Source organism: Luteibacter sp. KNZ12-1A (genome assembly GCF_056755675.1).
This window is the reverse complement of record NZ_JBPGXU010000002.1, coordinates 52,643-67,970: the sequence shown is the minus strand read 5'-3', so window position 1 is coordinate 67,970 and position 15,328 is coordinate 52,643. Positions and strand designations below refer to the sequence as shown.

The 15,328-nt window shown below is 61.1% G+C and carries 8 protein-coding genes; 5 read left to right on the top strand and 3 right to left on the bottom strand.

What is annotated here, in order from left to right:
• Nucleotides 1-203: 203 nt before the first annotated feature.
• From ACR9ZJ_RS00770 to ACR9ZJ_RS00760, 3 genes are all read right to left on the bottom strand, one after another.
• Nucleotides 204-3,200, bottom strand: a complete 2,997-nt coding sequence (locus ACR9ZJ_RS00770; RefSeq protein WP_481286526.1) for a TonB-dependent receptor — start codon at nt 3,198-3,200, stop codon at nt 204-206.
• A gap of 35 nt (nt 3,201-3,235) precedes the next feature.
• A complete protein-coding gene (locus ACR9ZJ_RS00765; RefSeq protein ID WP_481286525.1) occupies nt 3,236-5,623 on the bottom strand; it encodes a TonB-dependent receptor in 2,388 nt (795 codons plus the stop codon).
• Between the two features lie 378 nt (nt 5,624-6,001).
• Nucleotides 6,002-6,514: a lipocalin-like domain-containing protein gene (locus tag ACR9ZJ_RS00760; protein WP_481286524.1), complete on the bottom strand. Its 513-nt coding sequence runs from the start codon at nt 6,512-6,514 to the stop codon at nt 6,002-6,004.
• Between the two features lie 104 nt (nt 6,515-6,618).
• On the opposite strand from ACR9ZJ_RS00760, the gene ACR9ZJ_RS00755 reads away from it, so the two are divergent.
• The 5 genes from ACR9ZJ_RS00755 (at nt 6,619) to ACR9ZJ_RS00735 (ending at nt 14,058) form a co-directional block, all read left to right on the top strand.
• Nucleotides 6,619-7,476 (top strand): LysR family transcriptional regulator, encoded by an 858-nt coding sequence (locus ACR9ZJ_RS00755; RefSeq protein ID WP_481286523.1) that lies wholly within the window; start codon nt 6,619-6,621, stop codon nt 7,474-7,476.
• A gap of 110 nt (nt 7,477-7,586) precedes the next feature.
• Nucleotides 7,587-8,024: a hypothetical protein gene (locus ACR9ZJ_RS00750; RefSeq protein ID WP_481286522.1), complete on the top strand. Its 438-nt coding sequence runs from the start codon at nt 7,587-7,589 to the stop codon at nt 8,022-8,024.
• Between the two features lie 229 nt (nt 8,025-8,253).
• Nucleotides 8,254-12,999, top strand: coding sequence for an RHS repeat-associated core domain-containing protein (locus ACR9ZJ_RS00745; protein ID WP_481286521.1), 4,746 nt, complete (start codon nt 8,254-8,256; stop codon nt 12,997-12,999).
• Nucleotides 12,996-13,187: a hypothetical protein gene (locus ACR9ZJ_RS00740; protein ID WP_481286520.1), complete on the top strand. Its 192-nt coding sequence runs from the start codon at nt 12,996-12,998 to the stop codon at nt 13,185-13,187. Before ACR9ZJ_RS00745 ends, ACR9ZJ_RS00740 begins: the two co-directional genes overlap by 4 nt.
• Before the next feature lie 295 nt (nt 13,188-13,482).
• Nucleotides 13,483-14,058 (top strand): hypothetical protein, encoded by a 576-nt coding sequence (locus ACR9ZJ_RS00735; protein ID WP_481286519.1) that lies wholly within the window; start codon nt 13,483-13,485, stop codon nt 14,056-14,058.
• Nucleotides 14,059-15,328 lie beyond the last annotated feature (1,270 nt).

The following is a 15,328-nucleotide window of genomic DNA, read 5'->3' as shown; positions in this document are numbered from 1 at the left end:
ATTGCCTATGTGGCGAGCGGTGACTTTCGGGGGGTGAAGCGGGCGTGAGGCTCCCTGGCGAAACAGAGGGCTGAGGGTTTGGCGATGTCCATGCCAATCTCACTGCACGGTCGCCAACGCCCGAACCCGCATTCCAGCGGGGGTGCGGGTTTTCCAAGCGTACGAAGCCGGACAGTAGTTGTCCGGCTTCGTACTTGCCACACTCAGTAGTCGTAACTCACCCCAAGCCGCACGTAACGCGGCACCTGGCGAACCACCGCCTGCCCGTACTGCGGATCGGGCACACCGGGATCCGTTTGCGAATAGGGGTACCGGTTCAACGGACGCTGTTCGTTGAACACGTTGAAGACGCTGGCGGTGAAGGACAGCTTGCCGGCGGCGAAGGCCGGGCGATATGTCGTGCCCAGGTCGAGCTGGCGGATCCAGGGCAGCCGGCCCTGCTTGCCCGGCGGCGACGCGACGCCGTCGCAGTAGTGGTACGAGCCACCGTACTTGCCAGGGTCCGAGAAATCGGGGCCGTAGTAGCCCAGGCAGATCTTCGGCGAACCGGAGGTCAGGCTGAGGTTGGCCGAGACCAGCCATTCCGGCGTCAGCTGGTAGTAACCGAACAGTTTCAGCTGATGGGTGTGGTCGTTGTTGGTCGGGCCATTGGTGTTCTCCATGATGTAGCTGTTGTCCCAATCCTCGCTGGTCGAGGCCGCGGTCTGCTGGAGGTCCGAACGGAGCTGGCCTTCGGTGTTGCCGTAGCTGCGCGAGAACACATAGTCGACCTTGCCGTACCAGCGGCCGTCGAACGGGTGTTCCAGGAATCCTTCCAGCGAGTAGTAGCGGCGCTTCAGGCTTTGAAAGCCCAGCTCGCTGTTGCTCAGCGGCACGGCGACCAGGTTGCCGGAGGTATCGATCACGTTGAACGTGTTCGCCCGGCCCGGGTTGAACAGATAGCAGCTGTTGGTCGTGGTCACGTCGTAACCGAGCGCCGCCGCCTTGGCGATGATCCGGTCGGTGTCGCAGTAGTCGTCGATCGCGCTGCGCAGGATGCGCTGGGTAGCCTTCGCCCCGTAGACCCAATCCTGGCCCAACGTCTTGGTGAAGCCGAGGATGAACTCATCCTGGTATTCCGACTTGAGGTTGCTTGCCGTGACCGTGCGCGGATCGGGCAGTACGCCGTAATAGTTGTTCGACGAGACCGGCTGCGAAAAAGCCGTGAGGCCCGTCGGCAAGCCTTGCGCGTCGATGCCGCCATAGGTGAAGTACTGCGACGTGCTGAGCGACGCGCCGGCGGCGTTGAGGCCGGGATTGAGCGGCAGGCCGAGATAGTAGCGTCCGGCGTTGCCATAGACCTTGAAGCTGGCGTCACCGTTCACGTCCCAGCTGAAACCGAGGCGAGGCGCCCACTGTGGCCGATGCTGCGTGACATAGGCATCGCCGTCACGGTTGTAGTTCTCGAACTGGTCGTTGCGCAGGCCCAGCGAGAGCAGCCAGCGATCGCCAACCTGCCATTTATCCTCGATGTACTGGGCCTTCTGGCTCGCGCGCACGCTGGCCAGCGAACTGACCACATGCCGGACCACGTAGTAGCCCTGCTCGCCGTTGACGATGCCGCCGGTGGCGGGGACACCCAGCCCCGTGGAGATCGGCGTATTCGGGTCGGCCTTGCCGTAGGTCCAGTAATAGCCATCGCCCGAGGCCTGTGAGCCCTGGTCGAGCGCGCGCGTGACCTGGTTGTCGATGCCGGCGCTGATCGTGTGGTCGCCTAGCACGTAGGTCACGTCGAAACGCGTGTTGGTGCTGCGCGTGCTGCGGCCCGGATTGGTCAACGTCTGCACCGTCTGGTTGTTGCCGAGTGGCGAACCACCGTTGAGTGCGGGATTCTGGTTGGTGAGTCCGTTGACGTAGGTCAGGTCACCGTTGTACGAGCCCGGCTGGTCGTATTGGTCCAGCTTCATCTTGCCGTACAGCGCCGACACGGTCAGGTTGTCCGTGATGTAGCCGGTGTACTTGGCCGACCACACGTCGCCGCCGGTCTTGGTGTCGTCATCCGAACCGATCCGCTCACCGCGACGCAGGGCGTTGTAGTCGTAATCGTAGATCGTGCCCTGTGTCTCGCGTTTACTGGAGGCGCTGGTGACTTCGAGGATATGGTTGTCCGCGATGTTCCAGTCCAGCTTGCCGTACCAGCGCGGCGAGCCATACCGGTACTGCACGTCCGGACTCGTGTCGTCCACGTTGTTGTGTGTCGAACCTTCCTGCCGCTCGAACTCGCCAGCCAGGAAGAAGAACAGCTTGTCCTCGATCAGTGGACCGCCGACGTAACTGCTCACCGTGGTCACCCAGCTGCGATCCTCGCGATTGGGCTGGTAGAGGTCGCCCGCGACGGGCGAGGCGGGCAGGCCGTTGGTGTAATACGTATTGGCCGACCCGGCGCGCGCGAAGGCGGGCTCCCAGAGCACCTGCCCACCGAAGTGCCACTCGTTGCTGCCGCGTTTGCCGACCTGGTTGATGACGCCGCCATCGGAGCGCCCGTACTGCGCGCTGTAACCGCCCGTATAGACTTCCTGCTGGTCGACGGCACCGTAGGGCAGGGAGATACCACCCATGCCGCGCTGTGGGTCGGTCACGTTGTAGCCGTTGATGTAGTAAGCGTTCTCGCTGGCCGCCGAGCCGCCGAAACTGTTCAGCGACGACCCGGTCGGGCCCTTGAATCCACCACTGTTCGACACGACGCCCGGGGCGAGCCGGGCGATTTCATCCGCGTTGCGTGTGAGTGGCAACTTGGCCAGCTGGTCGGCGGTGATCACCGAGCGGGAGTCCACCGATGTCACGTCGATATCGGGCAGGCGCGAGGCGCTGACACTGACACCTTCGAGATTGGCCGCGCTGGCGACGAAGGAGACGTCGGTCGACGCGCCCACCCTGAGCCCCACGTCCTTGCGGCTATCAACGTCGACGCCGTTGCGCCGGAGGGTGACGGTATAGGTGCCGAGCGGAAGCTGGCTTGCGCTGTAGCGCCCCTTGGCATCGACCGTGACTTCGCGGGTCAGGCCGTTGCCGCCTTGTACGACGACGGTGGCGCCCTGCGCATCGCCGATCTGGCCCGAGATGGCGCCGGTGGTCGACTGGGCGAAGGTGGCTTGTGTGCCGAACGCGGAAAGAAGTGTCGCGGCCAGCAGACGGCGGCGAATCGGTAGCGTGGAAGGCACGTTGTAGCCCCTGGATGGTCGTGGGAAAAGCGCGTTCACCAGCGGTAGGCGACGCGCGTGTAGAGATACCGTCCGCTGTAGCCGAACGGCGAGTAATCGGGATAAGGCCAGGTGCCGCCGACGGCCCCGTCGCTTCCGGTCTTGTACTTCTGCGGGTAGACATTGGTGAGGTTGTCGACGCCTGCCGTGAAGGTCCAGCCGTGGACCGCATAGCTGGTGGACAGGTCGAGCAACCACCGTGCGGGAAAGACCTGGTCGAAACCGGGGTTGCCGACCGGGTCCTGGTTGACCGTGAACTGGCCGTAGCGTGTCAGCGCCGCATGCACGCTCCAGTCGCGAATGCCGTAGTCGGCACCGAAGGCGATCTTGTCGCGCGGCGCACCGTTGGTGATGTAGCCCTGCGCGATGTGCCCCACACGCACCAGTTCCAGCCCGCTCTCGGCAAGCGTCGCGGGGTTGGGTGCCACCGAGAGGATCGACGTGTGGTTGCGGTTGTAGGCGGCCGTGAGCTGGAGTTTGCCAGCGTCTCCGAAATCGAGGCGGTAGCCGCCGCTGAGATCGACGCCGCGCGTGCGCGTCTTCAGGGCATTGGTGAAGTAACTGCCGCCCTGGATGTTGGCGAAACCCTGGCTTTGCAGGTACGCCTGCACGTCCTCGCCGACCAGGTTCTCCGAGGGAACGATGCGATTGCCGATCGTGATCTGGTACAGGTCGAGCGACAGCGTCCAGGCGCCGGGCGCGTATACGGCGCCGAGGGTGTAGTTATGTGATTTCTCGGGCTTGAGCGGTTCCGCGCCAAGCGCGCGGGCGACCGGATCGCTCACCGCGAAATTGCGGATCTGCGTCGGCACGCCGCCGATGACATTGGTCGACGTGGTCGTGTAGTACTGCTGCGGCAGCGACGGTGCGCGGAAGCCCGTCGCCGCCGTGCCACGCAGCGCGAAGCTGTCGGTGAAGTCGTAACGCGCAGACAACGTGCCCGATGTGGTATTGCCGAAATCGCTGTAATCCTCGTGACGGATCGCCAGCGAACCGCTCAATTTGTCGGTGATCTGGTTTTCCAGGCTGATGTACTCGGCGACGTCGTGACGGCTGTGGCGCCCCGCGTCCCCTGGCGTGAACCCGGGAAAGCCCTGCGACCCCGTGCCGAAATACGACGACGGATCGCCGGCTTCGATCTCGTACTGCTGGTGCAGGTACTCGATGCCGAAAGCGAGGGTCAACGGGTTGGTCAGCCAACCCACGTCGAGATCGCGGGCCACGTCGACATCGAACGCCTTCTGCGTGGCGATCAGGCGCCCGGCGTTGAAACGGGTAGGGCTCGCCGCGCCGAGGTCGACGTTGAGCGTATGCGTGGGATCGATGCTGACCCGATCGCGTCCGTAGTTGCCGCTGATGTCCCAGCGCCAACCGCTCGCGGTGGTGCCGCGCACGCCGGCGACCACGGCGCTGTCGATCGAGCGCACGTCGTTGAGGGGAAGGTAGCCGTCCGGGTAGATCGATGGCACGTTACGCGCGCTGTCGTACGTGCGGAACAGGGCGGGCGACGTGCCCTCGCGGCTGCTGGTGCTGGCGAAGGCGTAGAAGTCCACGTTCGAGGCCAGCGCGTACTGGACGTTGAGCAGGGCCTGGTGGTTGCTGATGTCCGGCTCGCCGATGCGCTGCGTCCGCTGGCCGTAAACGGGCGACGACGGATCGCGGTAGTCGCGTCCGCCGCGGTTGGTCGCGTCCGCATGGCCCTGGACGAGGCTCAGGCGTGCCCAGCCCTTGTCCCCGCCGAGCGGAACGCCGAGGCTGGCTTCGCCCTGCCATTGCTTGCCGTCACCCGCGCTGTAGCGTCCCGCCGTGATGCTCGCTTCATTGGTCCCGGCACCGGCGGCTCCCTTGAGTACGATGTTGATCACGCCCGCGATCGCGTCCGAGCCGTACTGGGCCGAGGCACCGTCGCGCAGCACCTCGATGTGGTCGATGGCCGAGATCGGGATCGAGTTGAGGTCGGCGGGCGCGGAGCCGCGGCCGAGCGCCCCCTGCAAGTTGAGCAGCGCGCTGGTGTGCCAGCGCTTGCCGTTGACCAGGACGAGTGTCTCGTCGGGCGACAGGCCGCGCAGCGCGGCCGGGCGCACGATACCCGAGCCGTCGTTGCCCGGGGCACGCGGGAAGTTGAGCGAAGGGGTGAGCCGCGATAGCACGGCGCCTAGCTGGGTGTCGCCGAATGATTGCAAGTCCTGCGACGTGACCACGTCGATCGGTGACAACGAACTGCTTTGGCTGCGATTGACGGAGCGGGTGCCGGTGACGACCACTGTCTGCAATTTGGTGGCGTCCTCGGCCTTATCGGTGTCCTCGGCGCGGGTGACGGGGCCATACAGGCTGGCGGCGAAAAGGACGGACAGCGACAAGCGCGCGGGTAGGGCATGCCTCATGAACGGATTCCTGGATGGTGCGGGCAGCGGTACGACACGCGGCAGGGAGCCGCGCGTGGCGCAGGGGGATGGGGGGAGGTGTTTCTATCCGCCCGTCAGGCGGAGGGGCGCAGGTGCGCCGGAGGGATCAGGCAGGACAACAGCAACACGCACCGATCGTGGAGACGATCGGATGGCGCGTGTTGGTCGTGGGCTGCATGATCATGGCGGTTCTACTCCGGAGTACGACCAGATGTCTGGGCGTTTAGAAGTCCGAATGGGAAATCCATGCTGGTGCAGGAACGTGCGGTTGTCAACTACCCGCGAGGAGGTGGGTAGGACGTTCTGGGTGGATTCCGCTCGCGGGACGCTCACGCGAGCGGGTGTCCTTTGCCTGGATCAGTGGGAAATTCTCTTCCATCCGGTCAGTGGAATATCGCCGTTGGGCCGCGGCGGAACCTTGTAGCTCAGCATGTCGCCGCTCAGTTCATAGCTGCGCACCTGGGTCGTCCCCTCCCAGTTCGGATACGTCGCCCCCTCGATGTGGAACGTGAGCGTTCGCTTCACGGGATCGGCGTCGACCGTTCCAAAGTGAGAACTCGTTCCCAGTGTGGCCGATCGGAATTCATCCGGTGTCCCCGCGTTCTTGTCGTTGGCGGCAAACCTGGGCCGGGAGCTGTTGAAGATAAACAGCGAATAGTGACCGGCGCGATCGATCTGCAGCATGCCCTTCGGGGCATCGCCGTAGTCATGTGTACGGGTTCCATCCGGATGTTGAACGTCGGCGAAGGCGAGTGTCCAGGTGCCTTCGATGGGGCCGACCGCGTTCGTCTTGCCGGGCTCCGAGGCCGTGACTGTACGGATCGGGAGCAGGGCCAGAAGGGCGAATAGAAGCGTCTTCGAGGTGTTCATGACGGGATTTCCTGCCGATGTGCGGCGCAGTTTAGTGCGCTACCATTCATTTAGAACATATATGAATTCGCGTTCCAGTCATTTAGAAATGAAATGGATAAGCCATGAAAGCCCTCGACCTCGATGCCGTCAAAGCCTTCGTCCTGACCGCTGAGTTGCAGAGCTTCACCCGCGCCGCCGATGCACTGAACAGCACGCAGTCGGCGATCAGCCTGAAGTTGCGCCGGCTGGAAGACCAGCTGGGTCGACGACTGCTGGAGCGAACGCCGCGCCAGGTGAGGTTGTCCGCCGAGGGAGCCGCGTTCATGGAGGCCGCTCGTGAGTTGGTCGGTGCGCACGAACGCGCCATCGCGTCGTTTGACGTGAAGCAGCGGCGACTTGTCATCGGCGTCAGCCATCAGTTGGTGGGCAGCGAATTGCCTGGCTTGTTGCTCTGGATGAACGAGCACGATCCCCATCTGGTGATCGAGTTGCGCGTAGCCGGCTCGAACGAAGTACTCAAGGCCTACGACGATGGCGTGCTGGATGCCGCGCTGGTGTTGCAGCCGGGAGATCGCCGTCGCCATGGTGAAGTGCTGTTTGCGGAATCATTCGCGTGGATAGCCGCTCTGCACTGGCAACCGCGCCCAGGTCAACCGCTCCCGTTGTCGACCCAGGGCGAAACATGCAGCATCCGCGCGGCAGCGGTCCGTGCGCTGGATAGTGCCGGCATCGCCTGGACGGAAGTGTTCATCGGCAAGGGTGCTGCCGTGGTGGGGGCCGCGGCCACGATCGGCTTGGCGGTCGCCGTATTGCCGAGGCGTGCCGCACCGTCCGGCACCATCGATATCGGCCAAGCGCTTTCATTGCCGCCGCTACCCACGCATGAGGTGGTGCTGTATTCGGCGTTGCATGACAGTCGGTCGCGCAGTGCGCTGCATACGCTGGGGATGGCGTTCAAGAATCTGTCCAAGGCGGGTTAGTCACTTGGATGTAACTTGACGCGATTTTTACGGTTCGTCGCTCCGCTCGACCGGGAGAATTTACGGCGGGCAGGCAGATACTAGTCCCGTTTCCACTGCCGAGTTCTCCGATGTCGATTCTGTTGCTTGTCGCTCCGGTTCATCCCCAAGAAGCGGAGGCGGTCGCCGATGACGCGTTGATGGGTTTATGGGACCGCGCGCAAGCGCAAGGGGAAGACCTGGTTTGGCGGGCATGCGCCGACATCGAGCAGGTGACCGATTGCCTGGCCGGCCAGGAGGCTGCTTCGGTGGACCTGGTCCTTCTGGACGTCGACGCGGACGCGATACCCGAGGGACAGGTGGCTCCGCTACGCCGTGCGCTCGACGCGTTGAGCGTGCCGTTGATCGAGATCCACGCCGATAGTCGCGCCGGCGACCTGGCGACGATCTCCCCGGCTCATCCGTCCCTGGTGAGTGTCACCACGCCGGGCAATCCCGCCGCCGGGTACGAGATGGCGCTTTCGATCGGGCTTCGCTACCTGGCGCGGAACCGGCAGATGGCGGCGTAGCCAGTGCCGCGGTGACCGGTTACACGCTTGATGGCTCATTGCCGAAACTGCATATAACTAGCAGCGTCGTGTAGGACCTCTCCTATATCTCGCTACTTCCTGAATACGTAGTCTTGCGTGCAGCGCGCATCGAGCTTTCCACGCGCTTAGACAAACACGGCAGGGAAACGCGATGGACGTTCGGGACACTCAGGGACGGAGGGCGAATTGGCCCGCCGCAGGGATGGGTTTGGTCGGTATCGCATGGCGGTATGCTGTTCTGGTGCTTTTCGTCGCTGGCGCGACGATTTCCCCGGAGATACGTGGCCAGGATGCCTCGCCGTCGTCAGGGCGACAGCTCCCGGCGCGGGCAATGACTGTCCCGGCAGCCGCACCAAGCGGCATTGCCGCCACCGTTGACGTAACCGGCACTTGGCACGGCAACCTGCATGCCGTAAATGATTCCACCGCCGCAGATTGGGCTCAGGAATTCGAACTCACACAGGACGCGACCGGAAATGTAACTGGCACGCGCCGTACGACGCCGCTGTCGAATGCCAATGGCTGGTACCTGTGGTCGGTGGCCGGCAGTGTTTCGGGAAACACGCTAACCACCGCCGACGGCACCATCCTTGCGCAAGGTGGAAGTGCGAATACAGGATGTGAGACGTCGATGTCTCTCGCCCTGTCCGAGACAGCGGAAGGCACCCGGCTGCAAGGTACGTGGACTTCGCCCCATGCTGGCTGTTCCAGCGGCACGGTGGACATCACACGTTATGGTGGGCAGGCAACCAAGAACCTAGGCAGCGGAGCGAGGTGCGATGGCGGCCTCGGCTCGACCAAGTCCGGTAGCGGGAGCGGCGGCACCGCCAGTGGCAATGCCAACGGCTCGTCCTGCGCCGAGGTCATGGGTGCAAACGTGGTGGGCGACCCGATCGATGCCTCCACGGGTAATTTCCATCTTCAGGAAGACGACTTCGACGGCGGCCCTTGGCTCACCTTTCGGCGCTTCTATAACAGCAACGGCGCGACGGCACCGGCAGCCATGGGCTTCCGGTGGCGGCACGTCTTCGATCGCTCGCTGAACATTTCGGTGGCTCCCGCTAACACCGTCATTTCATTGCGCCCCGACGGTAAGCAGGCAACCTATACGCGCGACAGCGGCACCGGTTCATGGGTTACCGACACGCCGACGGACGTCCTCACGGACCTCCGTAATGCGCAAGGCGCGCTCGTGGGGTACGCCCTGTTTGTCGGCGGTACACGACAGACGGAAAACTACGATCTGGCTGGCCACCTGATGTCGGTGGTTGGCCAGGATGGTCAGGGAATCACGCTGAGTTACACGACCACGCCCTCGCCGGCGATCGGTCTGCTGTCGACGGTAACCGACTCAAAGGGCCGTCAACTCGTCTTCACCTATGACAGCTCCGCCCGGCTAAGCGTGGTGAAGCTGCCCGACGGTAAGCGGCTGTCCTACAGCTATGGCTATGCATCGTCGAATCTTAGCCAGGTCGTCTACGCCAACGACGAAACGCGAAAGTACACTTACAACGAGAGCGGCTTTGTTGGTGCAAGACCGCTGCCGAATGCCCTGACCGGCATCACCGACGAGCGCGGCGTGCGCTACGAGAGCATCACCTACGACGACCTCGGACGGGCGACCTCATCGGCGTTCATCGGCAATGTCGGGACCACGCGAATTACCTACCAAGCCGATGGCACCTCGGCGATCACCTACCCGCTAGGCAATACCGTTCGCATCGCGCCCGTCTCTATCGACGGCCTGATGAGGGTGGGTTCGCTCGACGGTCCTTGCACCCCCGACTGCGGTCAGCCCTGGCAGTCTCGCACGTATGATGCGCGCGGCTTCCCGGCGAGCATGGTGGACTTCAACGGCGTTTCAACGCAGACCACATACGACGCCTTTGGATTACTGGAGTCGACCAGGGAAGCAGTGGGCCTGCCCGAGGAGCGGCGCACGCAGACCTCATGGGACACGAGTCTTCGCTTGCCATTGGTGACGCGTGTGCTCGACGGTGCAGGAACGGCGCTCATGGCCACGAGCCAGGTCTACGATGCGAAAGGGTTATTGCTTGCACGTTGCCAAGCGGATCTCGCAGAACCTGGCGCTTCGACCTATGTCTGCTCGCCGACCGGAGATGTCCCTGCTGGCGTACGTCGCTGGAGCTACACCTATTGCGCTGTGGTCGACACAACACAGTGTCCACTAGCCGGTCTTCTGCTGAGTATCACCGGACCGCGCAAGGACGTGGTGCAGACCACGACGTACCAGTACTACATGGACGATACCGCTCAGTGGCGACACGGCGACCTGAAGTCCGTCACCGATGCATTGGGCCACGTCACCCGCATTGCGAAGTACGACGGCGCCGGCCGTCCGACTCGCACCATCGATGCCAATGGTGTCATCACCGACCTCACGTACACCTCGCGCGGCTGGCTACAAAATCGGACCGTACGGGCCAATGCCGATGGTTCGGATGCATCGGGCGATGTCTTGACGAAAATTGCCTACACGACGTACGGCAACGTCGAGAGCATCACCGATCCAAGCGGTGTCGTCACGAATTTCATCTACGACAGCGCCCATCGCCTGACGGACATCAAGGACACCGCGGGAAACCGTATTCACTATGTTCTCGACGCGGCGGGCAATCGCGTGCAAGAGCAGGTGCTCAATCCGTCCGGTGTTGTGGTCAAGGGTGTAACGCGAACATACAACACCTTGGGACGCCTGACCCGACTCGTCGACGGCCTGAACAACGTGATCATGGATGCCAGCGCCCCCGCCGCATACGACGGCAATGGCCATCTCGTACAAAACGTTGACGGCCTAGGCGTACAGACGAAGGCAACGTACGACGGCCTGGATCGACTGATCGTGGCGATTCAGGATGCCAGCGGGAAGACGACTGCTACTCAAAACACGCAGACCGTGACGCAATACGATGCGCTCGATCACATCGAGGGCATCAGCGACCCCGAGGGCCTGGCGACCACGTACGTTCGCAACGCCTTTGGCGATGTCGTGAACCAGGTAAGTCCGGATACGGGGCAATCGTCGGCAGGTTTCGACGAGGCTGGCAACGCCACGGCCAGCACGGATGCCCGTGGCACGACCGTCAGCTACACCTACGACGCATTGAACCGTCGTACCTCGGCGACTTACCCGACGACCGCCGACAACGTGTCGTGGCGTTACGACGAGCCGGACAGTACGACCGGATGCGCGGGCTCCTTCCCGATCGGCCGGCTCACCCGCATCGTGGAATCGGCCATGACAACGACCTATTGCTACGACCGGCGCGGGAACGTTACCCGGAAGAGCCAGACGCTTGGAACACAGACCGACACGACCAGTTACACCTATACCCGCGCGGATCGGCTGGACACCGTGACGTATCCAAATGGTGGCAAGGTGACCTATTCGCGGGACTACCGGGGTCGCACGGTATCGATACTCTTCACGGCCCCTGGGGTGGGCCAGACCGTGGTCAGTAGCGTCACCTATCTGCCATTCGGACCGGTGGCAAGTTACCGCCTGGGGAGCGGGCAGACCGTCACGCGAACTTACGATGCGAACTTTGCGGTCACCGACGTCTCCAGCCCGGCGCTCGATCTGCACTTCGCACGCGACGTCATGGGCAACCTCGTGTCGCTCGGTGCCACCCCTGGCGCCATTCCGGCAACGGAAACCTACACTTATGATCCGCTCTACCGCCTGACCTCGGTGAATGACGCGGGTGGCACGGCGATCGAGGCCTATACGTACAACAGGACCGGCGATCGACTGAGCAAGGCGGCGCCAGGACAAGCCACCGGCGCTTACGGCTATCAGACAGGCACCCATTGGCTCACGAGCGTAGGAACCGATTCCCGTACCTACGATGCCAATGGAAACACGACCGGAAGCACGATCGCCGGCGAGGCACTCGGCTACGGTTACAACGGCCGCAATCGCATGACGGCGGTCCAGCGCAATGGCGCTACGGTAGGCACGTACGTCTACAATGCGCTCGGACAGCGAGTGTCCAAGACGGTAACAACGCCTGCCGCTAGTACCACGCGGTTCGTCTATGACGAAAATAGTCAGCTATTGGCCGAGTATGGGGCCACGAACCGGAATATTGTCTGGCTGGACAACTTGCCTATTGCAACGGTCGACATCGCCGGCGGAATTGCGACTTTCGGATATATCCACGCGGATGCACTAGGTACGCCCCGTGTAGTCAGCGATGCAAAAGGCGTGGCGATCTGGACGTTGGCGTTTCAGGGAAATCCGTTTGGCGAGATGTTGCCGGCGTCTCTGGCGGGTTACACGTTGAATCTTCGTTTTCCCGGTCAGTACTTCGATGCCGAAAGCGGGCTGAATTACAATGTCAACAGAAATTACGAGCCTGCGACGGGTCGGTATACACAGAGCGATCCGCTGGGGCTCGACGGTGGTACTTCAACCTACCTTTACGCAGCCGGATCGCCACTGACGTCGTCCGATCCAAGCGGCCTGGTTACATGGCACGGCAAGGCGTTCAATGCTAACGCATCCGCAGGAGTGGGAGCAGGCGTATTGCTATACGACCTCGCGTCAGACTGTATCGGGGGGACGAAGGGTCATGCTCTGGTCCGTGTAGTGGGCCCAGCAGTCGGTCTGAATATAAAGGGTACGTTGCCAGTCGGGGTTACGAGCTCTGACGTATCGTTTGATGATCGACTTTCGTACGTCGATCCGGGTGTGCTTGCCGGGTGGTTCAGCACTTGGAGCGTCGGCGGAGCGCTGGGTCGCGGATTCAGCTGCAGCATGACCCAACTGGGTGGCAACGGTAGATACTTAACTCGGCCGGAGAACGCAGGAGCCTGGTCCGAACCATCTTGCTCAGCCGAGCGAGGACTTGAATTAGGCGCTGGCGGAATGGCGGGTTCTGCTACCTTGGTTCAAAGCTCAATTATTAACTGCGCATGCGACGACAAATGAAATTTCTGAGAATACTGAAGGTTTTTTTTGCGGCAAATGCCATCGTGCTTATCGCGATGGTCGTGCTGTATATGATGGCGTCCATTGCGTGGGACATGGAGCGTGCCGAGGCGCTTTGGCAAATGTGGCTTCCTTACGTGCTGCTGTGGCCGGCCTCTCTATACGTGAGCATGAGATATCTGCGTTAGGCCATTTTGGCGATACGAAAGGAATTAATTTATATGATCACATGGTCTTTCGAAAACATGTGAAGGATCGGATGGGCTGCGAAACGGGAGCTTCTTTGCAGCAAAACGCGGGCGTGTGATTTATAAAGGAAGCTACGAGCAGGAAAGAATCATGGCTCGTGAGGTGGCTAGACAGCAATGGAACTGTGGTGAAGCATGGACAAAGCACACATCCGAAGCCCGATAGCGCCTATCCCATATGCTCAGAACCTTGCTCCCCACACCCAGTCAACAGCGTTCTATCATCAGTGCCGTGATGGAGGATATCGAACGCCGTCCGTTCGGACACCCGTTATCGATTACGGAAGAGTTCCAGTCATCAGTCGAGCTTTTGGTCCATGAAGCAATAAGTCGCCCCGTCAACGAAGATATTTCCCGTGGAATACCGGAATCCCCCGCTGTGCCGTCGCTTGACGGTCGGGTTACGCTTATGGAGGGAGCCATGGCCGTGGGCAGCGCGCTTGCCGCAAGCCTAGGTATGGCGATCGAAAAAAGTGACTGCTTGAGGTTTCTTGTTCCCCATGCCTACGCCCTTCCGAGCGAGGTTGCATCGTTACAGGACCGTTATGGTGAGAATGTGGTTACGTTCTCCGACAATGTTTATGTAATGTTTGATCCCAGGTGCGCCGACCCTGAGATCATTCGACGCGCCTTGACACGCATGATCGGTGGCTACTCTGTGGCATGGCTTTTCGACGACGGAGGAGTGCTCGTCCACCCTGTCGTTGCTGTAGTTCCAATCTTTGATGGGGATGGCTTTGCATTGATCGCACGATCGCGAACATCCATCAGAGCGTTCCTCCCCGACATCCCGATTCCCTTGTCGCACTGACGGGATCAACTCTCGAGACTAAGAGTCTTCATTGGGTGGTTTCTTGGTTCCCGCACGCGGCCATGACTATCCCGAACTCCTATTTGAGTGATCCATTGAAATGAAAACTCTGATCTCGGTTGCTGCAACTGGATTTTTGCTTGTTGTCGGATGAACGAACTCGCAGGATGACAAAATTGCACTTGATGGCCAGCAGGGCTTCTTTTGCTGCTCTCCCGGCAAGGTTGTCTATGAGGCGTGGGGGTCACATGGTGTTTCGAAACATGTGAAGGACCGGATGGACTGCGAAACGGGAGCTTCTTTGCGGCAGAACGTGGGCATGTAATTTATGTAGGAAGCTACGAGGCAGGAAAAAATCATGGCTCGTGGGAGTGGCTAGACAGCAATGGAAATGTGGTGAAACGTGGACAAGACAACGCGTCCGATGAGTCTCAGCAGCAGTCGGCCCCAGATTAAATCCGCCGATCGGTACCTGAGGAGATGTGCTTGGAGGCAGTTGGTGAAGCGGTACAAGATGGACAAGTGCGGGAAGCTCCCGATCATTCCGAAGCCAGAAGAAGGCGATGGGTCTTGGAGTGTTCGGTCGGTTTTTCTGTTTTCGATTCCAATCGTGGTGCTGATCGTTTTCATCTATAGCGTTTTCCGCTATGACTAACGAATAGCAATGGTAGGTTTCTGTGTGTCGACTGCGGTAGGAAGGGTGGTGATCGAGTGTTCTGTGCATCAGGACAATGGGTGGAAGCCAATAGTCATAACACCCACTCGGACTTCTGCGATCGCAGAAAAATGGTGATGATCAGCTTTCCTGAGAGATGCATTGATGCTCTCAACAAGGAGGTCGCTTCGCGTAGGTTGAAGACCGCCGAGCTTGAGTTGGTGCATGGAAGGCATGAAGCTTATGAGTACGCTAAGATCGTCCAACGAGAGTTGTTATTCGAGCTCTACGTGTACGCAGACGAAGCCGGTTGCAAGTTTTAACGAACGCGACTGGATGATATTTGAGAAGTGGGACTACTCAGACGATAAAGAGCTGATCCGCGACTTTGTCGTCTACGTGATAAAGGTTCTTACTGCTGGTCCGGGCATCAAAGAGGAACATCACGGATGGATTGGTCCTTTGATGAAGCCTCAAACCGATTAGGTGCTAGTGTTTGTCCGGGATTTGGACGGCTCTGCTGTTGCAGCATGTATTCCGCGTTCCTGCATAAGTAGGCGACGCCGCTGCACGATCGTGTAAACGGACATCTCTTGACATGTGTATCGTGTGCAA